This window comes from Streptomyces sp. NBC_00102, from assembly GCF_026343115.1.
GTDB lineage: Bacteria > Actinomycetota > Actinomycetes > Streptomycetales > Streptomycetaceae > Streptomyces.
The window spans coordinates 867,854-890,425 of sequence record NZ_JAPEMC010000001.1 but is presented as its reverse complement, the minus strand read 5'-3'; the positions used below and the strand labels follow the sequence as shown (position 1 = coordinate 890,425).

General features: G+C 72.3%; 19 protein-coding genes. 12 read left to right on the top strand and 7 right to left on the bottom strand.

What is annotated here, in order from left to right; genetic code table 11:
• Positions 1-148: 148 nt before the first annotated feature.
• Positions 149-469, bottom strand: a complete 321-nt coding sequence (locus OHA55_RS03995; protein WP_266702833.1) for a hypothetical protein — start codon at positions 467-469, stop codon at positions 149-151.
• 137 nt (positions 470-606) lie between these two features.
• Complete coding sequence (locus OHA55_RS03990; protein WP_266702832.1) at positions 607-1,389, bottom strand: hypothetical protein; 783 nt, start codon at positions 1,387-1,389, stop codon at positions 607-609.
• Between the two features lie 572 nt (positions 1,390-1,961).
• Here OHA55_RS03990 and OHA55_RS03985 point away from each other — a divergent pair.
• Both OHA55_RS03985 and OHA55_RS03980 read left to right on the top strand, forming a co-directional pair.
• Positions 1,962-2,945, top strand: a complete 984-nt coding sequence (locus OHA55_RS03985) for a YafY family protein (RefSeq protein ID WP_266702830.1) — start codon at positions 1,962-1,964, stop codon at positions 2,943-2,945.
• Between the two features lie 349 nt (positions 2,946-3,294).
• Positions 3,295-3,510 carry an I78 family peptidase inhibitor gene (locus OHA55_RS03980; RefSeq protein ID WP_266702828.1) on the top strand — a complete coding sequence of 72 codons (216 nt, stop codon included), beginning with the start codon at positions 3,295-3,297 and terminating at the stop codon, positions 3,508-3,510.
• A 116-nt stretch (positions 3,511-3,626) separates the two neighbouring features.
• Here the strand turns inward: OHA55_RS03980 and OHA55_RS03975 are convergent, their stop codons facing one another.
• The gene (locus OHA55_RS03975; protein WP_266702826.1) at positions 3,627-4,643 is read right to left on the bottom strand and encodes a phosphatase PAP2 family protein; all 1,017 of its coding nucleotides are present in this window, start codon (positions 4,641-4,643) and stop codon (positions 3,627-3,629) included.
• Between the two features lie 464 nt (positions 4,644-5,107).
• Here OHA55_RS03975 and OHA55_RS03970 point away from each other — a divergent pair, with 464 nt between their 5' ends.
• Positions 5,108-6,931 carry an MFS transporter gene (locus tag OHA55_RS03970; protein ID WP_266702824.1) on the top strand — a complete coding sequence of 608 codons (1,824 nt, stop codon included), beginning with the start codon at positions 5,108-5,110 and terminating at the stop codon, positions 6,929-6,931.
• 104 nt (positions 6,932-7,035) lie between these two features.
• The gene (locus tag OHA55_RS03965) at positions 7,036-8,253 is read left to right on the top strand and encodes an acyl-CoA dehydrogenase family protein (protein WP_266702822.1); all 1,218 of its coding nucleotides are present in this window, start codon (positions 7,036-7,038) and stop codon (positions 8,251-8,253) included.
• 52 nt (positions 8,254-8,305) lie between these two features.
• On the opposite strand, the gene OHA55_RS03960 is transcribed toward OHA55_RS03965, so the two are convergent.
• A complete protein-coding gene (locus tag OHA55_RS03960) occupies positions 8,306-8,749 on the bottom strand; it encodes a cell division protein SepF (protein ID WP_266702820.1) in 444 nt (147 codons plus the stop codon).
• Positions 8,750-9,063: 314 nt separating this feature from the next.
• On the opposite strand from OHA55_RS03960, the gene OHA55_RS03955 reads away from it, so the two are divergent.
• The gene (locus OHA55_RS03955) at positions 9,064-10,269 is read left to right on the top strand and encodes a DUF5685 family protein (RefSeq protein ID WP_266702818.1); all 1,206 of its coding nucleotides are present in this window, start codon (positions 9,064-9,066) and stop codon (positions 10,267-10,269) included.
• A gap of 46 nt (positions 10,270-10,315) precedes the next feature.
• Here the strand turns inward: OHA55_RS03955 and OHA55_RS03950 are convergent, their stop codons facing one another.
• On the bottom strand, positions 10,316-11,248 hold the full coding sequence (locus OHA55_RS03950; RefSeq protein ID WP_266702816.1) for an ABC transporter substrate-binding protein: 933 nt from the start codon (positions 11,246-11,248) through the stop codon (positions 10,316-10,318).
• 545 nt (positions 11,249-11,793) lie between these two features.
• On the opposite strand from OHA55_RS03950, the gene OHA55_RS03945 reads away from it, so the two are divergent.
• From OHA55_RS03945 to OHA55_RS03915, 7 genes are all read left to right on the top strand, one after another.
• Entirely contained in the window at positions 11,794-12,690 is an 897-nt protein-coding gene (locus tag OHA55_RS03945; protein ID WP_266702814.1) for an amino acid ABC transporter permease, read from the top strand.
• Entirely contained in the window at positions 12,687-14,531 is a 1,845-nt protein-coding gene (locus OHA55_RS03940) for an FAD/NAD(P)-binding domain-containing protein (protein ID WP_266702812.1), read from the top strand. Before OHA55_RS03945 ends, OHA55_RS03940 begins: the two co-directional genes overlap by 4 nt.
• A 67-nt stretch (positions 14,532-14,598) precedes the next feature.
• Positions 14,599-15,351 (top strand): amino acid ABC transporter ATP-binding protein, encoded by a 753-nt coding sequence (locus OHA55_RS03935; RefSeq protein ID WP_266710404.1) that lies wholly within the window; start codon positions 14,599-14,601, stop codon positions 15,349-15,351.
• Between the two features lie 157 nt (positions 15,352-15,508).
• Complete coding sequence (locus OHA55_RS03930) at positions 15,509-16,585, top strand: LLM class flavin-dependent oxidoreductase (RefSeq protein WP_266702810.1); 1,077 nt, start codon at positions 15,509-15,511, stop codon at positions 16,583-16,585.
• Between the two features lie 14 nt (positions 16,586-16,599).
• Positions 16,600-17,880 carry an NtaA/DmoA family FMN-dependent monooxygenase gene (locus OHA55_RS03925; RefSeq protein WP_266710403.1) on the top strand — a complete coding sequence of 427 codons (1,281 nt, stop codon included), beginning with the start codon at positions 16,600-16,602 and terminating at the stop codon, positions 17,878-17,880.
• Positions 17,881-17,884: 4 nt separating this feature from the next.
• On the top strand, positions 17,885-18,670 hold the full coding sequence (locus OHA55_RS03920; protein ID WP_266702808.1) for a DUF1684 domain-containing protein: 786 nt from the start codon (positions 17,885-17,887) through the stop codon (positions 18,668-18,670).
• Between the two features lie 257 nt (positions 18,671-18,927).
• Positions 18,928-19,827, top strand: coding sequence for a S1 family peptidase (locus OHA55_RS03915; RefSeq protein WP_266702806.1), 900 nt, complete (start codon positions 18,928-18,930; stop codon positions 19,825-19,827).
• 120 nt (positions 19,828-19,947) lie between these two features.
• On the opposite strand, the gene OHA55_RS03910 is transcribed toward OHA55_RS03915, so the two are convergent.
• Positions 19,948-20,976, bottom strand: coding sequence for an IS30 family transposase (locus OHA55_RS03910; protein ID WP_266710402.1), 1,029 nt, complete (start codon positions 20,974-20,976; stop codon positions 19,948-19,950).
• A 497-nt stretch (positions 20,977-21,473) separates the two neighbouring features.
• On the bottom strand, positions 21,474-22,532 hold the full coding sequence (locus tag OHA55_RS03905; RefSeq protein WP_266710401.1) for a DUF3533 domain-containing protein: 1,059 nt from the start codon (positions 22,530-22,532) through the stop codon (positions 21,474-21,476).
• Positions 22,533-22,572 lie beyond the last annotated feature (40 nt).

Here is a 22,572-nt window from a genome sequence, read left to right as displayed (position 1 = left end):
ACGCTCCCCCCTCTCGGAGAGGGAAGCGTCCGGGGCTCCGTCGTGCCGTGGGACCCGTGCGGGTCTCCCTCGCGCGGACTCGCTCGGTGGACCTGTTCGCCGGACCTTCGCGGTGAAGACCGGCTCCGCGAGGCTGCGGCCGTCCCCCTCAGGGCTCCCGCGAGCCCGGGGGGAGCGCCGCCGGCTGCGGGCGCCCGGCGTGCCGGCCCACCCGCTGCCAGGCGCCGGCCGTGCCCACGACGCCGCTCTGGGCGGCCGTACGCCCCTGCTGCGCCGCGGCGGCCGCGTGCCCGAAGCTCCCCGGGCGGCCGACGAGCCTGCCCGGACTTCCGAAGTTCAGGAAGCTCAGGCCCTCCTCGCCGCTGCGATCACCCGGAAGCGCCCGGAACGACCGCAGGTATTCGGAGTACAGCGCGTCGTAGATCGGGGTGGGCGATGAGCCCCCCGGGAGGTCCCTGGAGGGACGCATGCCGGGGATCGGACTCAGATGCTGGCGGGGCGGGTCGTATGAGTGCACATAAGGGCCAACGACCCCGGCCTCCGTCGGATGCGGCCCGGGAGGAGAAAACGCCACGCGACGGAGACCGGCGGGAGGAGTGGACATGATCAGGTACCGGCCAGCGGCATGGAGGCCGCGACGAGCAGACCGTTGACCGCCGCCTTGTCCAGCGCGTCCCTCAGCAGATCCTCGCGGGGCTGCTGGCCGATCGCCCCCGCCGGGGCGGCGAAGACGAGGACCTGCTGCGACTTGTTGGCCGCCGCACGCCACCCGTCGGTGACCTGGAGCGGCTGGTGCGCCTGCCACCAGGCGACGGGGGTACCGCCGCCGGTGCCCGGCTGCAGCACGGCGTGCAGCCGGCCGACGGCCAGCAGTACCGACCAGCCGGGCAGCGGCGCGGGCAGCCGGTCGAGGTCGTAGGACTGACGGAAGCCCTGCTCCTGGAGCAGCTGGAGGAATTCGTCGCCCCCCCTGCCGTCGGTGCCGGGCCGGGCGATCGGGCCGGTCGGCTCGACGACCAGGGCCGGGCGGAGGTCGTCCTCGATGAGGACGAGTCCGCTGGTGATGCCGAGGACGGCCTGTTCGGGCATGGGACCCTCCGGGTTCTGCGGTTCGCTGCCGGTGATGCTGCGCACCGCGCCCTGGAGCTGGTCCTCCGCGACGCGCACGACCTGGGACGGGATGCAGGAGGCGTGGGCGAAGGCCAGCACGGCCGTCTCGTCGCCCACGAACAGCACGGTGCTGGTGCGTTCCTGCTCCGAGTCGCCGGGGGTGCGGCAGGAGGTGCAGTCGTAGCTGCCCGGGGCGTTGTCGCCGACGAGCAGCCGGTCTGCTTCGGCGTCGCCGATTTCGGCGCGTACGTCCTCGCTGACGTCGAGCATGCGCGGCACGGGTCGCTCCTAGGAGTCGGTGCGTGGCCGGGCGGGTCCCGGCTCATGCAAGAACAACGGACGATCCGTCGCCCGGGTCACGCCCGAAGAACCACCGAACGGCGGGAACCCGGCCCCGTAGGGTGCCCGGGGCGGGCGGCCGGAGCAGCCGTGCGGGGGAGGGACGGGACCGGAATTCCGGGCTCCGTGCCCGGTCGGCCCGCCCTCGCGGGGTGCCGCCGGGGCCGGCTGCGGCCGCGCGCCCGGGGGGCCCGCCGGGGTCTTCCGGTCCGGCGCGCGTACAGCATCGGTGGCAGCGTCCGTACGATTTTCGACGGCGCGTCCGAGCGGGCCCTCCGTCAGGAGGTCCGGACGGGACCGGTCCACAGGCCCGCCCGCCGGCCGGCCGGGAGCGCCGTCCCGCGTCCGGGGGTACTCCGGTCCCCGCGTCCGTGCGCTTCCGGTCACGCGTCCGCGGGCACTCCTGTCCCAGGTCCGCGAGCACTTCGGTCTCAGGTCCGCGGGGGCTCCTGTCTCAGGTCCGCGGCCCTCGCGGACGGAAGCTGTCCGCGAGGGCTGGCAGACTCCCCGGCATGTTGGAGACCTCGGCACGACTGCTGCGCCTGCTCTCGCTCCTCCAGGCCCACCGCGACTGGACCGGACACCAGCTGGCCGAACGACTCGGCGTCACCCCGCGCACCGTGCGGCGGGACGTCGACAAGCTGCGCGAGCTCGGCTACCCCGTCCACGCCGGCCCGGGCACGGGCGGCGGCTACCGGCTCGGTGCCGGGGCGGCGCTGCCCCCGCTGCTGCTGGACGACGACGAGGCCGTGGCGGTGGTGGTCGGGCTGCGTACGGCCGCGGGCAACGGGGTGGAGGGCATCGGCGAGACCTCGGTCCGCGCACTCGCCAAGGTCGAGCAGGTGCTGCCGGACCGGCTGAGCCGCCGGGTGGGCGCGCTGAGCGCCTTCACGGTGCCCATGATGCGCGGGCCCGGGCCGGAGGGGAGCGCCGTGGACCCCGGGCTGCTGACCGAGCTCGCGGGCGCCTGCCGGGACTGCCGGCGGCTCCGCTTCACCTACCGGGACCACGGGGGCACGGAGTCGCGCAGGCACGCGGAACCGCACCGGCTGGTGTGCGCGGAGCGCCGCTGGTACCTGGTCGCCTGGGACGTGGACCGGGAGGACTGGCGTACTTTCCGGGCCGACCGGATCACCCCGACCCCGCCGCACGGCTCCCGCTTCACGCCCCGGCAGCCCCCGGCCGAGGACCTGGCCGCCTATGTGTCGCGGGGCGTCTCGACCACCGCCTACCCGGTCCGGGGGGTGGTGCGGCTGATGGTCTCCGCCGAGGAGGCGGCCTCCCGGATCAGTCCTTCCGCGGGTGTGCTGGAGCCCGTCGACGACGGAAGCTGCCTGCTCACCTCGGGGGCGGCGAGCCTGGACGTGCTGGTGATCCACGTGCTGATGACGGGATTCGAGTTCGCGGTCGTGGAGCCGCCGGAGCTGAACAGGCGCATCCTGGCCGCCCGCGATCGCCTGACCTCGGCGTTGCGCAGGTCGGGGCATTCCGCATAGTGGACGCGCCGCCGAGAGATGTGAGGGAATGGTGTGAACGGGTAAGTCCGGCATAAGGGCGTGCGAATTCCGGGCGACATCCCCATGTCCGTGAATACCCGGAGGAACGCTGCGGACCAGGTCTTCCCCCGCGTCCGGCCGTTCGGTTTTCCTGTCCCGCCGATGGGTTCGCGGGGCGACCGCTTTTATCTTTTTCGCTTCACCGGGCGACTCTTTCGAGTCGAATGTTCGAGCGGATTATCGATGTGGATCTTGTGACACAAGTGTGACCGATGCCCCACCCGGAAGGGGTCGGCGAACGTGTCCCGAGCCTGCCCGGGGGCGCCCCGAGCGCTCTACGGTGGAACGTATGGCATCCCTACCGACTCCGCCCGCCCAGCCCGACGACCCGCCCGAGCCGTACGTCGGCCTCGACACCACGACCGCCGAACGGCGGGCCGTGGCACACGGCTGGACCACGGTCCGGGCCGTACCCCCGGGCACGTTCCTGACCATGGAGTTCCGCACGGGGCGCATCAACTTCCAGATCGAGAACGGCTCCGTGACCCGCTGCTGGATCGGCTGATCCCCCCGCACGCCGCCCGGCCGCCGGTCATCCGTACGCGGCCCGTCCGCCCCGGCCCGGACATGGCTCAGGCCCCGGCGGGAGCCGGGGCCTGAGCCATGGGGTGCGGACCGTGTTCAGCCACCCGACAACGGGCGGGCCGGGGCCGTGGCGGTGCCGCGCGGCGGGCGGTCCGGATGCGACGGACGCCGGGAACCGGCCGGGACTCCCGGGGAACGCTCCGTGCGCACCGGATACGCCCCGTGCGCGGCCGGGCGGGTACGGGCGGAGGCGCCGGCTGGCATGAGCCCCGGAACGGTCTCCGTACCCCCGGTGGCGGCTTCACCGTGCTCCTCCGCGAGCGGGAGCACGGGCCGGGGCCCGCCGGCGGCGACCGGGACGGAGACGCGGGCCCGCCGGCCGCCACGCTGCCGCCAGCGCTCGCGCGCGGCCAGGATCAGCCGCTCGGCGCGGGTGATGAGCGGCTCCGTCCAGGGCAGTGCCAGGAGGACCAGCAGCCCTGCCGCCCAGCCCAGCAGGACGTCGCTGAGCCAGTGCGTGCCGATGTACACGGTGGTGAGGCCCACGCCCAGGGACACCGTCGCCGAGATGGCCGAGAGATAGCGCCTGGCCCTCGGCGTGGTGGCCAGATAGGCGAGGATTCCCCAGGTCACGACGGCGTTCGCGGTGTGGCCGGACGGAAATATATCGCCGCCGGCGAAGAGTTCGGCCGACCCGATCTGCGTCGCGTAGTGCGGGCCGAGCCGCCCGAGGGAGTACTTGACGCCTCCCACCGACGCGTTGAGCAGCAGCAGGGCGGCGCCGAGCGTGAGCAGGGGCCGCAGGGTGTGCTGCCGCCAGGACCGCCAGCCGAGCCAGCTCGCGATCATCACGGCGGTCGGTCCCCGCTGCCCCAGCACGACGTAGTAGTCGAGGAAGGCGTGCAGCGACGGCCACTGCTGGTAGGGCCGGAAGAGCATGACCTTCCAGTCCAGAGCCACCAGCCACGACGAGATCAGAACCAAGTGGACGATGACGAGATAGAACGCCAACGTCCCGCCGAAGAGGGCCACACGGTGACGGCTCATCCGCGGGATCTCTATCTTCGGCGGTTCCGGCTCCCGGTCCAGCCGGGCAAAGATGTCGGTACGCACCCAATCGACGTTACAGCGAGTGAGTGTGTGACCCGATCGATCCCACGGGTTTGTGATGACGATGTGATGTGACCCAGGTCGCCGGACGTGCCGTTTTCCGGTCCACGGGAAAAAACAACGGGATCGGGTCCTCTCCTCCTTCCGGGTAGTTCCGTCAAGGCCGCGTGACGGTCGGTCCAATTCGCCGAAGAACTCGGGACCCGCATTTCCCCCGGCTTTCCTGGCTCCCGTCCGTCCGGGGGTGAGGGCCGCTCCTGGACGGGGGTGCGGCGGGCACCTGCCGGGAGGCGGGTGTGGTGCACGCCACAACACCTGGGGTGGGGGGTATGAGGTGGGCCACGTGTGACTGAGGGCCTCTCGCGTACGCTGACGCTCACTCGCCCGTCGATGCCGGGCCCCGGGGGCGCCGCGCACCATTGCCGCTCCGGTCCGCCGAGCGCGAGGGATACATGGGAGGTACGCAGATGTCGGGGAGAAACACGGCCGAAAGCGCCCCGAGCGCGGCCACCGCCAGGACTCCCGGCTCCGGTACGAGTCCGAGTGCCGCTTCCGGCACGGCTCCCGTCCCCGGACGGGACCCCGGACAGAACTCCGGACGGGACTCCGGACGGGACTCCGGACGGGACTCCGGACGGCACCCCGGCAGGAGCCGCTGGGCCGTCCTCGTCGTCCTCTGCCTCAGCCTGCTGCTCGTCGCACTCGACTCGACCGTGCTGCACGTCGCCGTGCCCGCCGTCACCGAGGACCTGCGACCCGGCCCGGTCGCCCTGCTGTGGATCGTGGACGCCTACCCCCTGGTCTGCGCCTCGCTCCTGATCCTCTTCGGCACCCTCGGGGACCGGGTCGGCAGACGGCGGGTGCTGCTCTGCGGTTACGCGCTCTTCGGCGCCGCCTCCGCGGTCGCCGCTTTCGCGGGCAGCCCCGGGATACTCGTCGCGGCCCGTGCCCTGCTCGGGGTCGGCGGCGCGATGATCATGCCGGCCACCCTGTCGATCCTGCGCCAGGCCTTCCCGGACCGGCGGGAGCGAGCCGTCGCCATCGGGGTCTGGACGGCGGTCGCCGCCGTCGGCGCCGCCACCGGGCCGGTCATCGGCGGCTTCCTCGTCGAGCACTACTGGTGGGGATCGGTCTTCCTGATCAACGTCCCGCTGATGGTGCTGGTGCTCCCGGTCGGGCGCCGGCTGCTGCCCGAGTCGCGCGGCTCCGGCGAGGGCCCGTGGGACGTGCTCGGAGCGCTGATGGCCGCCGTCGGCGTGCTCGGTGCCGTCCTGGGCATCAAGCGGATGGGTGCCGGAGAGGGCGTCGTCGATCCGGCCTCGCTCGTCCCGCTGGTGGCCGGGGTGCTCTTCCTCGCCCTGTTCGTCCGCCGGCAGCGGCGGCGCGAGCATCCGCTGATCGACATCGGCATGTTCACCCGGCCCGCCTTCTCCACGGCGGTCGGCTGCATCGTCCTCGCCATGCTCGCCCTGGTCGGCCTCGAACTCATCGCCGTCCAGTACCTCCAGCTCGTCCTGGACCTCAGTCCGCTCCGGACCGGGCTGCGGCTGCTCCCGCTGACCTTCGCGGCGATGGCCGCCGGTGCCACCGGCACGTACACACTGCGCCGCCTCGGCCCGCGCAGGATGGTCGGGTTCGGCTTCGTGCTGACGGCCGCCTCGGTGCTGCTGTTGACCCTGATGGCCGGCCACGACCGTCCGGCGCTGCTGACCGCGGGCTTCGTGGCGCTGGGATACGGCCTGCAGACCACCCTCTTCGGCGCCTACGAGTCGATGCTGAACGACGTCCCCGCGGACCGGGCCGGCGGGGCCGCGGCGATCGGGGAGACCTCGTACCAGCTCGGCGCGGGGCTCGGCATCGCCCTGCTGGGCAGTGTCATGAACGCCGCCTACGCCCCCGGCCTCTCCGCCCTGCACAAGGAGGGCGTACCGGTCTCGGCGGGCAGCGCCGCCTCGCACAGTCTCGGCGAGGCGTACCAGGTGGCGGACCGGCTCGGCGGACCGGCCGGAGGGCTGGTGCGGTCCACCGCGCGGCACGCGTTCGTCCACGGTCTGCACCTCACGCTGCTGGTCAGCGCCGGGCTGCTGCTGCTCGGCGCGCTGGCCGCGCTGCGGCTGCCGCGGTCCATGGAGTGCGCGACCGACCCGTGCCGGACGGGCGAGGAGCCCCGGATCGCAGGGCCCCGTACGCCGGACCACCAGGACCGGGCGGCTCTCCCGAACGCACCCGGGGTCCCCGCGGCGCGACGCGAAGTCGCCGAGGCCACCGGCTCTGGACGCACGCCCCGCTGAGCCGTAGCGTCGGCCGCTGACTACCACTGCTAGTTTCTGGTGTCCGGGGCCGGTGCCCGTACCCGGTCCGGCCTCCGGACACCGCGCGAGCCGCCGGAGGCACCATGCAGAGCACCGAGCACGAGCGGCCGAAGCCGCCGCCTTTCGACCCGGGCGACCCGATCGGCATCGACGACCTCTTCGACCCCGAGGACCTCGCGATCCGCGCGTCCGTCCGCGCCTGGGCGGCCGACCGGGTGCTGCCGCACGTCGCCGAATGGTACGAGAAGGGCGAACTGCCCGTCGTCCGCGAGCTGGCCCGCGAGCTCGGTTCGCTCGGCGCGCTGGGGATGTCCCTGAAGGGGTACGGCTGCGCCGGCGCCTCGGCCGTCCAGTACGGCCTCACCTGCCTGGAGCTGGAAGCCGCCGACTCGGGCATCCGCTCGCTCGTCTCCGTACAGGGCTCGCTCGCCATGTACGCGATCCACCGGTACGGCTCCGAGGAGCAGAAGCTGAGGTGGCTGCCCGCCATGGCGGCCGGCGAGGTCATCGGCTGCTTCGGGCTGACCGAGCCCGACCACGGCTCCGACCCCGCCGGAATGCGCACCCACGCCAAGCGGGACGGCGACGACTGGATCCTCACCGGCCGCAAGATGTGGATCACCAACGGCTCGGTCGCCGGGGTCGCCGTCGTCTGGGCGCAGACCGACGAGGGCGACGCGGGCCGGGGCGTCCGGGGATTCGTCGTCCCCACCGACACCCCCGGATTCTCCGCACCGGAGATCACCCACAAATGGTCGCTGCGCGCGTCGGTCACCAGCGAACTGGTGCTGGACGGGGTGCGGCTGCCCGCCGACGCGGTGCTGCCGGGCGTGACGGGGCTGCGCGGCCCGCTCGGCTGTCTGAACCACGCGCGGTACGGGATCGTCTGGGGCGCCATGGGCGCCGCGCGGTCGAGCTTCGAGGCGGCGGTCGACTACGCGCGGACCCGGGAGCAGTTCGGCCGGCCCATCGGAGGCTTCCAGCTCACCCAGGCCAAGCTCGCGGACATGGCGGTGGAGCTCCACAAGGGCATCCTGCTCGCCCACCATCTGGGCCGGCGGATGGACGCGGGCTCGCTCCGCCCGGAACAGGTCAGCTTCGGGAAACTCAACAACGTGCGGGAGGCGATCGAGATCTGCCGCACCTCGCGCACCATCCTCGGTGCCAACGGGATCTCGCTGGAGTACCCCGTGATGCGGCATGCGACGAACCTGGAGTCGGTGCTCACCTACGAGGGCACCGTCGAGATGCACCAGCTGGTGCTGGGCAAGGCGCTCACCGGCCTGGACGCCTTCCGGTAGGGCCGCCCGCCCGTGCGGGCCGGTGTCCGGGGCGTCGTGGCGAGCGCCCTGCTCAGCTCTGGTTGAAGAAGCCGCCGGTCCGGCGGCCGGAGGCTTCGCCGCTGACCACGTGGGTGTGGGCCGGGGTCAGCAGGAAGACCCGGGTGGCGACCCGGTCGATCGAACCGCGCAGGCCGAAGATCAGTCCGGCGGCGAAGTCCACCACGCGCTTGGCGTCGGCGGGGTCCATGGCCGTGAGGTTCAGGATCACCGGGACGCCCTCCCGGAAGAGCTCGCCGATGGTGCGCGCGTCCCGGAAGCTGTCCGGGGTCACCGTGGCGATGCGGCGCTCCCGCTCCTCGGCGGCCTCGGAGGCGACCTGCACCCGGGGGTCGGTCACCCATGCCTGGCCGTGCGTACCGGTCTCGGCGCCTTCGGAGTACTCGTCGTCGTAGTAGCGCTCGTCGTTGTCCTCCACGAGGCCCAGCCAGGCGCTCGCCTTGCGTACCGATCCCATGGACGCCTCCTCTCACCGCGGTTCTCTGATGTTCCGCATGTCTTTCGTATCCCTATGGTCGTCCATCATGCGGATAGCGCGCCAAGTGGATAGTCGGCGCGCAGGCGATTCGTGACGGTACTGATGCAGAACATGTGGCGGTTCGTCAGGGTTCCGACCGAATAAGAGGGCTTGTAGGAAGAAAATAGGATGCTCCCGACCGTACGGGTGATGTAGAGGACGTACGGGTGAACGACCGGCTCGGTACGATAGGTGCCGCGTGAGGTGTGCGAGGGGTCGCCGCTCCGTCGTTCAGGTTCTCGGGGGGAACGTCCGTGTTCGGAATCGTCAGGCCTTGTACGCACCGGCTGAGCGAAGGGCTCAAGACCGAGTGGATGGCCCATCTCTGCGGTCTCTGCCTCGCTCTCCGCTCCGATCACGGGCAATTCGCACGGATCGTGACGAACTATGACGGACTGATCGTCTCCGTTCTGACGGAGGCTCAGACCGGCACCGGCCCCGCCGGAAGGCGCACCGCCGGACCGTGCCCGCTGCGCGCGATGCGGACCGCACCGGTCGCCAGGGGCGAGGGAGCCAAGCTCGCCGCGGCCGTCTCCCTCGTGCTCGCCTCGGCCAAGGTGCGCGACCATGTCGCCGACCGTGACGGGCTGCTGGCACACCGTCCGGTCGCCGCCGCCGCCCGACGGGTCGCCGCGGGATGGGACCGCGCGGGAGCCCGCGGCGGCGCGGCCCTCGGCTTCGACACCGCGGTCCTGGTGGACGCGGTGGACCGGCAGGCCGGGATCGAGGCGCTGGCCGTGACGGGCACCCCGCTGCTTTTTGTCACCGAGCCCACCGAGACGGCCACCGCGGCAGCCTTCGCGCACACCGCGGTCCTCGCCGGCCGGCCCGGCAACGCGGCCCCGCTCGCCGAGGCGGGACGGCTCTTCGGGCGCCTCGCACACCTGCTGGACGCCGTGGAGGACCAGCGGGCCGACGCGGAGGCGGGTGCGTGGAACCCGCTCACCGCCACCGGTACCCCGCTCACCGAGGCCCGACGGCTCTGCGACGACGCCGTGCGCGGGGTCCGTCTGGCGCTGGCCGACGCGGAGTTCAGCGACAGCGGGCTGGTGCACGTCCTGCTGGTGCACGAACTTCGCCGTGCGGTGGACCGCGCCTTCGCCACCGACTCCTGCGCGCACCGGGGGGCGTACGGACCGCCTCCCGGCAACCCGTACGCCCCCGGCAACCCGCACGCCCCCGGTGGGCCCGCGGCGCCGCCGCCCGAGCCCCCGAGGCCGCCCCGCGACCGGCGCGGGCTCATCGCCGGCTGCTTCGTCATGGCCGGACTCGCCTGCACCTGCCAGATGTGCTGCGGCAGCTACGAGGGCCCCTGGTCGCGGGAACGCCGCGAGGGACTCTGCTCCCAGGCGGACTGCGGGGACTGCTGCGAGTGCTGCGACTGCTGCTCGAACTGCCCCACGTGCGGCGACGGCGACGGATGCGGCTGCTGCGACTGCGACTGCGGGTGCGACTGCTGAGCCGCCCCGGCGCCGCCGGCGTACGGACGGCCGGCGGCGCGCGGACTCACTTGATCTCGGGCGGCGAGATCTGCGAGGTCTCGATCGACGAGTCGGTGGTGCCCCACTTCTTCAGGATGCGGTCGTAGGTGCCGTCCTCCTTGAGGCTGTTCACCGCGGCCTGGAAGGCAGGGGCCAGCGGGGTGCCCTTCTTGAAGGCGAAGCCGACGTCGAGCCGCTTGAACTCGTTGAGGAAGCGGACGTCCTTCTGCTGGGTCACCGCGTAACGCAGTCCGTTGATGGTCGACATCACCACGTCGATCCGGCCCTGCTGGAGCCCGATCCAGATGGACGTCGGATCGGCGAAGGTCTGCACGGTGTAAGGCTTCTTGCCCGCCGCGGAGCACAGCCCCTTGTTCTTCTCCAGGGTCACCTCGAAGGTCGTCCCCGCCCCGGTCGCGACCTTCAGACCGCAGAGCTGGGTGAGGTCCTTGACCTCCTGCAGCTTGCTGTCCTTGCGCACGGCGAAGCCCTGGCCGTCGTTGATGTACGTGACGAAGTCGATCGTCGCGCGCCGTTCGTCGGTGACGCCGAAGTTGCCGGTGCCCAGGTCGTACTTGCCGCTGCCGAGCGCCGGCAGGATCGCCTCGAAGGAGGCCACCTCCCGGTGGAGCTTGAGGCCGAGCTTGCGGGCCACCGCGTCGGCGAAGTCGATGTCCGCTCCGGACAGGGTCTTGCCGTCCGCCTCGTAGAAGGCTCCTGGCGGTGCTCCCGCGGCGCTGGCGATTCTCAGCGTGCCCGCCGAGCGGACGTCCGCGGGCAGCAGGGCGGCCGCCGCCTCGTCCTTCTTCACCGCGGACACCACGTCGTTCTTCGGGGTGTCCGCGGCGGCGGTGCCGGCGGCCTGCGCCGTGGTGGGCTCGCCCGTTCCGCACCCGGCGAGCGCGAGGGTGGCGGCGGTGATCAGGGCGAAGGTGACGGTGTGCCGGGTGCGAGGCATGGCGCGGCTGCTCCAGAGTGGTCGGGGCGTGCCGGGACGCGCCGGACGCGCCGAGGCGTGCCGGACGTACCGGTGTGCTGGTGTGAGGTGTGGCGGACGTGCCGGGGTATGCCGACCGGCCCCGCCGGACGACACGGCCCTGGGGCAGTGCGGGGCGGAGCGGGAGGTCGTCAGTGGTGCGAGGGGAGGGGAGGGTGCTCTCGTGCGGGTGACGTCACGCGGGGAGAAACGCTCGACGACGCGCGAGGGCGCGAGTGAGCGGAGGGAAGCAGGGCGTCAGCTCAACAGGAACAGGACCACACGCGACCGAAGTCGATGTGGGAGCGGGTGACCAGCCACTGCTGCGAATACATGCGCCCAGTGGAACAGGCTTCCGGTGGTGCGTCAACTGCCGTCCGGACACGGCTCACAGTGTGGACAGGCTTGACAGGGGAGTGCGCACGGCGCTTATCTCAGGGACGGACCGGTGCTGAGGGGCCTGGTCCGCCTCGTGCTCGCTGTGAAGCCGCGCCCCGTGTTCGATCCCGCATCCACGGAGCCCCAGCATGTCCGCCCAGACAGAGTCCCTCACTTCCGCATCCTTCTCCTCCGACCCGAAATCCGTGGCCAACCCGCCCGAGCCCGGGAGCGCCGGCGCGGACGTCGTGCCCCGCATCGTTCCGGTGCGCCGCGCCGGACAGTGGGTGGCCGCCGCCGTCGTCCTCGTCCTGCTCGGGCTCGTCCTCGTCTCCGTGGTACGCAACGACGCCTTCCAATGGGACGTCGTCGGGCAGTACTTCACCACCGACTCGGTACTGCGCGGGCTCGGCCTGACCCTCTGGCTGACGGCCGTCGTGATGGTCCTGGGCTTCGCCCTCGGAACCCTGCTCGCGGTGATGCGACTGTCCGGCAACCGCGTTCTGCAAGCGACCAGTTGGGGTTACGTCTGGCTGTTCCGGTCCACCCCGATCCTGGTCCAGCTGCTGTTCTGGTTCAACATCGGCGCGCTCTACCCCGAGATCCTCGGGGTGAACACCGTGAACCTGCTCGGCCCCGTCACCGTAGCCGTCGTCGGACTCACCCTGCACGAGGCCGCGTACGCCGCCGAAGTGGTGCGCGGCGGCATCCTCTCCGTGGAACGCGGACAGCTGGAGGCCGCGCAGTCCCTGGGCCTCGGCCCCTGGCGCCGGTTCCGCCGGATCGTGCTGCCGCAGGCGATGCGCTCCATCGTGCCGCCCGCCGGGAACATGCTGATCGGCGCTCTCAAGGGCACCTCGATCGTCAGCATCATCGCCGTGCAGGACCTGCTCTACTCCGTGCAGCTCGTGTACCACCGCACCTACCAGATCATCCCGTTGCTGCTGGTCGCGACCATCTGGTACGTCGTCGTCACCTCCCTCCTCAGCATCGGCCAGCACTACGTCGAGCGCTACTACGCACGCGGAACGGCGGACGCCCGATGACCCCCGCACCCACCCTCGTCGTCATCGGCGCCGGACCCCGCGGCACCGGACTGATCGAGCGCATCGCCGCCAACGCCGCCGAGCTGTACGCGGGCGAGCGGCTGGACATCCACCTCGTGGACCCCCACCCGGCCGGCGGCGGGCGCATCTGGCGCCACGACCAGTCCCCGTTGCTCTGGATGAACTCCATGGCCGAGGACGTCACCGTCTTCACCGACGACACCGTGCGCCAGGAGGGTCCGGTCCGACCGGGGCCCGCCCTGGACGCCTGGGCCAAGGAGGTCGGAGCGGGCCGCATCACCATCGACGCCGAGCCCGCGGTCCTCGCCGAGATACACGCCCTGACCGGCCAGGACTTCCCCACCCGCCGGCTCCAGAGCACCTATCTGCGCTGGTTCTACGAGGAGTCCGCCGCCGCCCTGCCCGCCGGCATCACCGTGCACGAGCACCCCACCCGGGCCCTGCGCGTCACCGGCCCGCGCGACGGCCGGCAGCGGGTCTGGCTGGAAGGGCGCACCGAACCCCTCGTGGCCGACCTCGTCGTCCTCACGGTCGGTCACCTGGACGCCGAACTGGACGACGAGCAAAAGGAGTTGTCCGCCTTCGCGCTCCGGAACCGACTGGTCCACCTGCCCCCCGACTTCACCGCCGACAGCGACCTCGGCGCACTGCGCGCGGGTGAGCCCGTCATCGTCCGGGGCTTCGGACTGGCCTTCGTGGACCTGATGGTGCTCCTCACCGAAGGCCGCGGCGGACGGCACGAGAACGGCGTCTACCACCCGTCCGGACGCGAACCCGTCCTGTACGTCGGGTCCCGGCGCGGAGTCCCCTACCACGCGAAGATCGGATACGGCTGGGAAGGCGAGCGCCCGCCGCTGCCGCACCATCTGGGCCCCGAACGCATCAAGGAACTCATCTCCGCGCCGGGCCCGTTGGACTTCCGCCGGGACGTCTGGCCGCTCATCGCGCGGGAACTCGCCCACGCCCACTACCACCGGCTCTTCACCGCGCACCCCGAGCGCACCACCGTCCCCTGGGAGGAATTCCGGGGAAGCTACGAAGCCGCCGAGCCGGACAGCCCCGAACTCGCCGCACTCGTGGCCCGGTCCGTCCCCGACCCGGCCGACCGGCTCGACCTGGACGTGCTCGACCGCCCCCTCCAGGGCGTCACCCTCCCCGACGAGGACGCCCTCCAGGGCGCCCTGCGCGACTACATCACGGCCGACCTGACACGTCGTCAAGATGCCACGTACTCGCCCGATCTGGCCGTCTTCTTCGGACTCCTGTCCGCCTACGTGCAGTTGATAGCCCTCGGCGACACCGGCGACAGCTGGCACGGGTTCTTCAGCTATCTCGCCTCCGGCCCGCCCGGCCCCCGGCTCGAACAGCTGCTCGCGCTCTCCCGCGCCGGAGTCGTGCGCTTCCTCGGCGCCGACATGACCGTCGAGACCGACGAGGAACAGGGCGTCTTCCGGGCCGGCAGCCCCACCGTCCCCGGTGCGCGCACCGAGGCCCGGGCGCTCGTCGAGGCGCGCCTCCCGTCCCCGTCCCTGCGGCACACCAGCAGCCCGCTGCTGCGCGGACTGTACGAGGACGGGGCGTCCGTCACCGACAACGGCCTCCTCCAGGTCTCTCCGCAGGACGGCCGGATACTGGACCGCGACGGCACCACCCACCCCCGCCGCTTCGCCCTGGGCCCCTTCACCACGGCACGCGCCTCGGGCGCCTTCACCCGGCCGCGCACCGGAGGCCCCGCGTTCGGCCAGAACGACGCCACCGCCCGTACCGCACTCACCTTCCTGCGCGCCCTCTCCGACCGCCCCGTACCGGGCCGTGTCTGACAACGCCCGCCGCCCGCAACACGTCCGAGGGAACACCATGCCGCTCACCACCACCGAAACGCCGCCCATGGTCGAGATCCGCGCCCTGCACAAGAGCTTCGGCTCGGCCGAGGTGCTGCGCGGCGTCGACCTCACCGTCCGGCCCGGCGAGGTGACCGTCGTCCTCGGCCCCTCCGGCTCCGGCAAGTCCACCCTGCTGCGCACCATCAACCACCTGGAGAAGGCCGACCGCGGCTGGATCACCGTGGACGGCGACCTCATCGGCTACCGCAGGGAGGGCGACAAGCTGTACGAACTGCGCGAGCGCGAGGTGCTGCGCCGGCGCACCCGGATCGGCTTCGTCTTCCAGAGCTTCCACCTCTTCCCCCACCTCACGGTGGTGGAGAACATCATCGAGGCGCCCGTCTCCGCGCTGCGCCGCCCCCGGGCCGAGGCGATCGCCTCGGCCGAGCGGCTGCTGGAGCGGGTCGGCCTCTCCGACAAGGCGCAGGCCTACCCCCGTCAGCTCTCCGGAGGGCAGCAGCAGCGGGTCGCCATCGCCCGTGCCCTCGCGCTGGAGCCGAAGCTCCTCCTCTTCGACGAGCCGACCTCCGCGCTCGACCCCGAACTCGTCGGCGAAGTCCTCGACGTGATCAAGGACTTGGCGCAGCAGGGAACCACCATGATCGTGGTCACCCACGAGATCGGCTTCGCCCGCGAGGTGGCCGACACCGTGGTCTTCATGGACGAGGGGCGCATCGTCGAGCAGGGGCCGCCCGCCGAGGTGCTCGACCGCCCCGCCCACGAACGCACCCGCGCCTTCCTCTCCAAGGTGCTCTAAGGGCTGTCCCGCAGTCCCTGGTGGGTGCGCGACGACAGCTACGGCACCTCGCCGCCGCGACCTGGACGGGTCCCGCCCGGGCTGCCCGACCGACCGCCCCGCACCCGCTTCGAACCGCCAGCCAAACCCCCCATCGATCAGATCCCGGAAGGCTCGCATGACCACCGGCAGACCCCTCCATCTGGCCGCCGAGATCGGCGGCCCGCCCCGGTACGAGCCGGACCACTACCTCGGTCTGGCGCGGCTCGCCGAGGGCGGCGCCCTCGACTACGTGACCCTCGGCGACTCCTTCGCCCGGCCCGGACCCGACGCGCTCTCCGTACTCGCCCGGATCGCGCCCGTCACCGATCGGATCGGACTCGTCCCGACGGTCGACACCACGCACACCGAGCCCTTCCACGTCTCGTCCGCCGTCGCCACCCTGGACTGGGTGAGCCGGGGCCGGGCCGGCTGGACCGCCGACGTCTCGACCACCGAGGCCGTGGCCCGGCTCTTCGGCCGGCGTACCACCGCGCCCGCCGAGGCCCTGTGGCGCGAGGCGGGGGAGGCGGCCGACGCGGGCGCCCGGCTCTGGGACAGCTGGGAGGACGACGCCGAGATCAGGGACACCGCCACCGGCCGGTTCATCGACCGGAAGAAGGTGCACCACATCGACTTCGAGGGCGAGGCGTTCTCGGTCCGTGGCCCCGCCATCGTGCCGAGGCCCCCTCAGGGGCGGCCCGTCACGGTGATCGACGGCACCACCGCCCCCGCCCGGGCGGTGGCGGCCCGCCACGCGGACGTCGTGCACATCCGGGCCACCTCGCCCGAACAGGCCGCCGCCGCCCGCGCGGACGTCCACCGGCTGGCCGCCGCGCACGGCCGTTCCGCACGCGAACTGAGGGTGCTGGTCGCGCTCGCGGTCGACCTCGGCGACGCGGAGACCGCACCCGAGCCGGGGCTGGAGAGCGGCCCGCCGCTGGCCGGCCACGGCACCTACTTCCGGGGCGGTCCGGTGGACCTCGCCGAGCTCATCTCCCAGTGGTACCGGGCGGGCGCGGCGGACGGGTTCCACCTCACCCCCATCACTCCGGCCCGCGACCTCGAAAGGATCGTGAACGGCACCGTGGCCCTCCTCCAGCACCGCAGTCTCTTCCGCACCTTCCACCCCGGCCACACCCTCCGCGAGCACCTGGGCCTCGCGCGCCCCGCCAGCCGCTACGCGCTCGCCCGGACGGCGGGGGAGCGGCGATGACCGGGCACCGGCAGATGCATCTGGCCGCCCACTTCCCGGGCGTCAACAGCACCACGGTCTGGTCGGACCCCCGGTCCGGCAGCCAGATCGACTTCGCCTCCTTCGAGTACCTGGCGAGGACCGCCGAGCGCGGCAAGTTCGACTTCTTCTTCCTCGCGGAAGGGCTCCGGCTGCGCGAGTACGACGGGCGCGTCCACGACCTCGACGTGGTCGGGCGGCCGGAGTCCCTCACCGTGCTGAACGCGCTCGCCGCCGTCACCGACCGGCTCGGGCTCGCCGCCACCGTCAACGCGACCTTCAACGAGCCGTACGAGCTGGCCCGCCGCCTCGCCACCCTCGACCATCTCAGCGGGGGGCGCGCGGCGTGGAACGTGGTCACCTCCTCGGACGCCTTCACGGGTGAGAACTTCCGCCGCGGCGGCTTCCTCGACCGCTCCGACCGTTACACCCGGGCCGCCGAATTCGTCTCCACGGCACGGGAGTTGTGGGATTCCTGGACGCCGGACGGGATGCCCCGTCCGGTCGCCCACCACGGCACGCACTTCGACGTCTCCGGCGAGTTCACCGTCCCCCGCTCCCCGCAGGGGCACCCGGTCGTCATCCAGGCCGGGGACTCGGACGAGGGCCGCGAGTTCGCGGCCTCGGCCGCCGACGTCATCTTCACCCGGCACGGCACCCTGGAGGCGGGGCGCGCGTTCTGGGCCGACGTCAAGGGGCGGCTGGCGACGTACGGGCGGGGCCCCGACGACCTGAAGATCATGCCCGGCGTCACGGTCGTGGTCGCCGACACCGACGCGGAGGCCCAGCAGTACGCCGCCGAGATCCGCCGCCTCCAGGTCTCCCCGCAGAACGCGATCCTCACCCTCGAACAGGTCTGGGGCCGCGACCTCTCCGGTTACGATCCCGACGGGCCCTTCCCGGACATCGACCCGGAGCCGGACTCCGGGTTCGCACAGGGCCGGGTCCGGGTCGCCGACCCGTTCGCCGTGGCCGCGAAGTGGCGGGCGCTGTCGGAGGAGAAGGGGCTCTCCATCCGGGAGACCGTGATCGAGAGCGCCACCCGGCAGTCCTTCGTCGGCAGCCCGGAGACCGTGGCGGCCGGACTGACCGCCTTCGTCGACCAGAAGGCGGCGGACGGCTTCATCCTCGTACCGCACCTCACCCCGGGCGGCCTGGACGACTTCGTCGACCGGGTCGTCCCCCTCCTCCAGGAACGCGGCGCGTTCCGGTCCGAGTACACCGGTTCCACCCTGCGGGCACACCTCGGGCTGGCCGAACCCGTATGGAAAGGTTGAGCGCATGAGCACGGACGCACAGCAGGAATGGCAGAGCTGGCACGAGGGGCGCGTCGCCGCGACGGCCGCGCCCTACGGGCCGCTCTCCCTGGCCGGTACCCACTGGCTCGCCGACTACCCGGAAGGGCGAATTCCGGCCGTCCCGGGAGAGTGGCGCGCGGACGGTGACGATCTCGTCCTGACCGCCGGCGCACAGGACGGTCTGACCGTCGACGGCAAGCCGCTCACCGGCGACGTCCGCCTCGGACCCGACCTCGGACCGGTCGACGACGCCCGGGTGGCCCTCGGCGAACGGCGCCTCGTCGTGCTCCGCCGCGAAGGTCTCTGGGCGGTCCGCGACTTCGATCCGGCGGCCCCGGCCCGGCACGCGTTCCGGTCCATCGAGGCGACCGGATACGACGCGCGCTGGAGCCTGCCCGGCACCTTCCGCGGCTACGCGGACCGCACGGTCCGGGTGGAGAACGCGGACGGCGTCGAACGGGGTCTCCAACTCGCGGGCGAAGTAACGTTCGTTGTGGATGGACGCGAGTTCACGCTGCACGCCGCGGTCGAGCCGGGCGGTTCGCTGTGGATCGTCTTCGCCGACGCGACCAGCGGTGACGGCAGCTTCCGGTTCCGCTTCCTGCGGCCCGCCGCCCCGGCGGCGGACGGCTCGGTGACGGTCGACTTCAACCGCTCCCTGCTGCCGCCGTGCGCCTTCGCCGATCACTTCATCTGCCCCTTCCCGCCGCCGGGCAACACCCTCCCGATCGCCGTCCCCGCCGGTGAGCGGAAGCGGCTCGACGGCTGAGCCGGCGTCACCCGGGCCCCGGCCCCGGCAGCCCGTGCGCTGCCGGGGTCGGGGCGTTTTTCCGTTCCGGACGGTCCGGGGCGGCCGAAAGGCGCCCTTGCGCCGCGCGCGGCCGGTCCCAAATACTCCCAACCAGCGCTTGTCAGGAACACGGCATCCGCATAGCGAACGCGTGTCGGAAGCCCAACGCCTGACTGCGCCTCACGGGTCCGCCACCCCACGGACGGGCCCCTGATCCCCCCATGGAGGAACGCGAAGTGAGGATCAAGCGCACCACCCCCCGCAGCACCATCGCCAGACGCGGCAGGGCCGTCGCCGTCGCGGCGGGTCTGGTCGCCGTAGCGGCGCTCGCCGTCCCCGCGGCCAACGCCGACTCGGCCGGAACGTACAGCACCGCCCAGCTGACCGCCGCGAGCGACGCCGTGCTCACCGCGGACGTCCCGGGCACCGCCTGGAGCGTCGACCCCGCCACCAAGCGACTCGTCGTCACCGTCGACAGCACGGTCACCCAGGCCGAGATCGCGAAGATCAAGGACAGCGCGGGCGACCAGGCCGGCGCCCTGCGCATCGAGCGCACGGCCGGCACCTTCAGCAAGCTGATCTCGGGCGGCGACGCGATCTACGCGAGCAGCTGGCGCTGCTCGCTCGGCTTCAACGTCCGCAGCGGCAGCACCTACTACTTCCTGACCGCCGGCCACTGCACCGACGGCGCGGGCACTTGGTGGTCCAACTCGGCCCACACCACCACGCTCGGCACCACCTCGGGATCCAGCTTCCCGGGCAACGACTACGGCCTGGTGACGTACACCAACAGCAGCGTCACCAAGAGCGGCACCGTGGGCAGCGTGGACATCACCGGCGCGGCCAACGCCACCGTCGGCCAGTCCGTGACCCGCCGCGGCTCCACCACCGGCATCCACAGCGGTACGGTGACCGGCCTCAACGCCACCGTGAACTACGGGAACGGGGAGATCGTCTCCGGCCTGATCCGTACCAACGTGTGCGCCGAGCCCGGCGACTCCGGCGGCCCGCTCTACTCCGGAACCCTGGCGATCGGCCTCACCTCGGGCGGCAGCGGCGACTGCACCTCGGGCGGTACGACCTTCTTCCAGCCCGTCACCGAAGCACTGAGCGCGTACGGAGTCAGTGTCTTCTGAGCCCGGTCTTCCGGTCCCACGGGTCCGGACGGTGGCGCGTTCCGTGACCCCGTGACCCCGTGACGCGTCGAGCCCCCGTCCGCTCGGCGGATTCTTGGGGTCCTCGCAACACCTGATGGCCTATGCGGTTGTCAGTAGAGCACGCAGGCGCTCGGCTGGGGTTCTCCAGCCGAGCGTCTTGCGTGGCCGGCCGTTGAGTTGCTGGGCGACGTGTTCGAGGTCTTCGGGGCTGTGGACGGACAGGTCGGTGCCCTTGGGAAAGTACTGCCGCAGCAGACCGTTGGTGTTCTCATTCGACCCGCGCTGCCAGGGAGAGTGGGGGTCGCAGAAGTAGACGGGGACTCCGGTGGCCACGGTGAACTGCTTGTGGGCGGCCATCTCGCACCCCTGGTCCCAGGTCAGTGAGCCACGCAGGTGTGCGGGCAGGGTCCGGATCAGCGGGACCAGTACGTCGCGCACCTCCTCGGCGGTGTGTCCGCCGGGCAGATGTCCGAGCATGACGTAGCGGGTGGAGCGCTCGACCAGAGTCACGATCGCGCTCGCGCTCCGGGGACCGACGATCAGATCGCCTTCCCAATGGCCGGGGACCGCCCGGTCCTCGACCTCGGCGGGCCGCTCAGAGATCATCACCATCTCGTCGACGAACCGGCGCTGGCGTTGGTCCGGGCTTCGGTGCGGCTTGCGGCGGGTGCGCCCGGTGCGCAGCGCCAGCGCGACTTCACGGCGCAGTCCGCCGCGGGCCTGGACGTAAACCGCCTGATAGATCGTCTCCGGACTCACCCGCATGCCCTCGTCGTCGGGGAACTCGATGGGGAGAGCGTTGCAGATCTGCTCGGGCGACCAGCGTTCCTGGAGCCGGTCCGCGACGAAGTCGCGCAGTGGACCTTTCTGGGCGAGCTTGGACTCCTTGGGGCGGGACCGGCTCCTGGCCCATGCGCGCTGGGCTTGGTGCGGGCGGTAGGTGCCGCCTGCCGAGTGGGTGTCGATCTCGCGCTTGACGGTCGAGGCCGGCCGACCCAGGGCCCGGCCCATCGCGCGCAGCGAGTGGCCCTCGCGCCGCATGTCGGCGATCAGCTCCCGCTCGGCCACGGTGAGGAACCGGGGGTGGAGATCGGCCTCGACGGCGGTCAGGGACGGGCCCCCCGACACAACGGTGGTGGTCACACCAGTCGTATAGTCGATCAAGCGGCCGTCCGCATGCAGACGTGAGTGGCCGATCTGCCGAATGCCTCGGTCCCAGTCCTGGGCTGTGCGCGGGTGGACACCGGCCTGGACCGCAGCCTCACGGCGTCGGACCCCGGCCGCCCGAAGGCGCTCGTACTCCGCCCGTCGGGGATGCCCGCCCCTGCTGGGCTTGCCACGACCACGAATGCCGGCCTTGCGAGCCCACCCGGCCGCCGTATGCCGGCTCACCCCTACCGCCCGAGCCGCCCCGGTGACGCTGCCGTCCGCCTCGTCCAACGCCTCGAAGAACCTCGACTTCAGCGCCTCAAAATCCATGATCCCCGCAACCCCTGGAACTCCAGGGTGTTGCGGGGATCAGTGGAACCCGCCCTCCGGACGGGGGCTCCCGCGCGTCCGCCGCCGGTGCGGGACGACGACCCGCACGGCCGTCGAGCGCGGAGGGCCCCACGGAGGACTCGCGATCACACGGAGTGCGCGCCCCCCGGTGGCGTTCCCGCGGTCCCCGACGGGACGGTGCCGTCGGGGCCCGTCCGCCTGCGCCGCAGGGAGAGCAGCAGCGTCAGGGCCGTACCGGCCACCGCCCAGGCGGAGAGGACCAGCAGGGAGCCGGTGACCGCGTTGCCCCGGAAGTAGGCGATCGACCGGGCGACCCAGGTGCCCGCGCCCGGGGGCAGGGCCGGGCCGATCGCGCGCCAGAAGTCCGGCAGCATCGGCAGCGGGAAGGCGCCGCCCGCGCTCGGGTTGCCCGCGATCACGATGATCAGGACGGCCAGGCCGATGCCGACGATGCCGGTCAGCGCCTGCAGGGCGAGGGTGATCATGCCGGTGGCGAAGACGACCAGCGCGCCCAGCCCCGCCAGCGCCCAGAAACTTCCGGGCAGCGCGCCGAGGGCGGGGCCGACGATGACCGCGCCGCCGATGCCGCCCAGGACCGAGTACACCGCCATGACCAGGGTGCGGATGAGCGCGCGCCGGAGGTTGGCCGGACGGGAGCCCGCGCTGATCGCGAGGATCGAGGCGCAGAGATAGCCGCCCACGCACCAGCCGACGACCAGGTAGAACGACGAGAGCCCGTCGAAGTCGTCCGAGGAGGCCGGGGCCACGTCCACGACCCGCACACGACGCTGCTGCTCGGCCATGACCTCCGTGGTGATCCTCGCCAGGGAGGTGGCGAGCGCGGAGCCGCCGCCGGAGGCGACGAGCACCGTGTCCGTCGTGCCGGACGGGTTCACCACCAGAGCGCCGTCGATCTCACGGTTCATGATCTGCCGGCGCGCTTCGGCCGCGTCGTCGACGGCGCGCGGGTCCAGCGGACCGCCCGGAAGCCCGTCCAGCCCGGCGATCAGCTGCTGGGACGCCTGCGGGGGAGCCACCACACCGAAGGGCACGTCGGTGGCCACCGGCCGGTGCAGCGCGCCCACGTAGGAGAGGATGAAGAGCAGTTGGAGGACGAGCACACCGAGGACGAGCAGGGCGGCCCGGGGAGTGACGGCCTGTCTTACCTCGCCGGCGAAGTTCATGTCCTCCACGCTCGATCCGCCCGGTGCTCCGCGCAGGCGG

Excerpts from the sequence above, each read along its gene's own strand:
- OHA55_RS03985 (WP_266702830.1), top strand. The coding sequence starts at position 1,962 with ATGTTGGAGACCTCGGCACGACTGCTGCGCCTGCTCTCGCTCCTCCAG.
- OHA55_RS03995 (WP_266702833.1), bottom strand. The coding sequence starts at position 469 with ATGCGTCCCTCCAGGGACCTCCCGGGGGGCTCATCGCCCACCCCGATC.
- OHA55_RS03925 (WP_266710403.1), top strand. The coding sequence starts at position 16,600 with ATGCATCTGGCCGCCCACTTCCCGGGCGTCAACAGCACCACGGTCTGG.
- OHA55_RS03960 (WP_266702820.1), bottom strand. The coding sequence starts at position 8,749 with ATGGGATCGGTACGCAAGGCGAGCGCCTGGCTGGGCCTCGTGGAGGAC.
- OHA55_RS03935 (WP_266710404.1), top strand. The coding sequence starts at position 14,599 with ATGGTCGAGATCCGCGCCCTGCACAAGAGCTTCGGCTCGGCCGAGGTG.
- OHA55_RS03930 (WP_266702810.1), top strand. The coding sequence starts at position 15,509 with ATGACCACCGGCAGACCCCTCCATCTGGCCGCCGAGATCGGCGGCCCG.
- OHA55_RS03970 (WP_266702824.1), top strand. The coding sequence starts at position 5,108 with ATGTCGGGGAGAAACACGGCCGAAAGCGCCCCGAGCGCGGCCACCGCC.
- OHA55_RS03920 (WP_266702808.1), top strand. The coding sequence starts at position 17,885 with ATGAGCACGGACGCACAGCAGGAATGGCAGAGCTGGCACGAGGGGCGC.
- OHA55_RS03945 (WP_266702814.1), top strand. The coding sequence starts at position 11,794 with ATGTCCGCCCAGACAGAGTCCCTCACTTCCGCATCCTTCTCCTCCGAC.
- OHA55_RS03980 (WP_266702828.1), top strand. The coding sequence starts at position 3,295 with ATGGCATCCCTACCGACTCCGCCCGCCCAGCCCGACGACCCGCCCGAG.
- OHA55_RS03905 (WP_266710401.1), bottom strand. The coding sequence starts at position 22,532 with ATGAACTTCGCCGGCGAGGTAAGACAGGCCGTCACTCCCCGGGCCGCC.
- OHA55_RS03950 (WP_266702816.1), bottom strand. The coding sequence starts at position 11,248 with ATGCCTCGCACCCGGCACACCGTCACCTTCGCCCTGATCACCGCCGCC.
- OHA55_RS03965 (WP_266702822.1), top strand. The coding sequence starts at position 7,036 with ATGCAGAGCACCGAGCACGAGCGGCCGAAGCCGCCGCCTTTCGACCCG.
- OHA55_RS03940 (WP_266702812.1), top strand. The coding sequence starts at position 12,687 with ATGACCCCCGCACCCACCCTCGTCGTCATCGGCGCCGGACCCCGCGGC.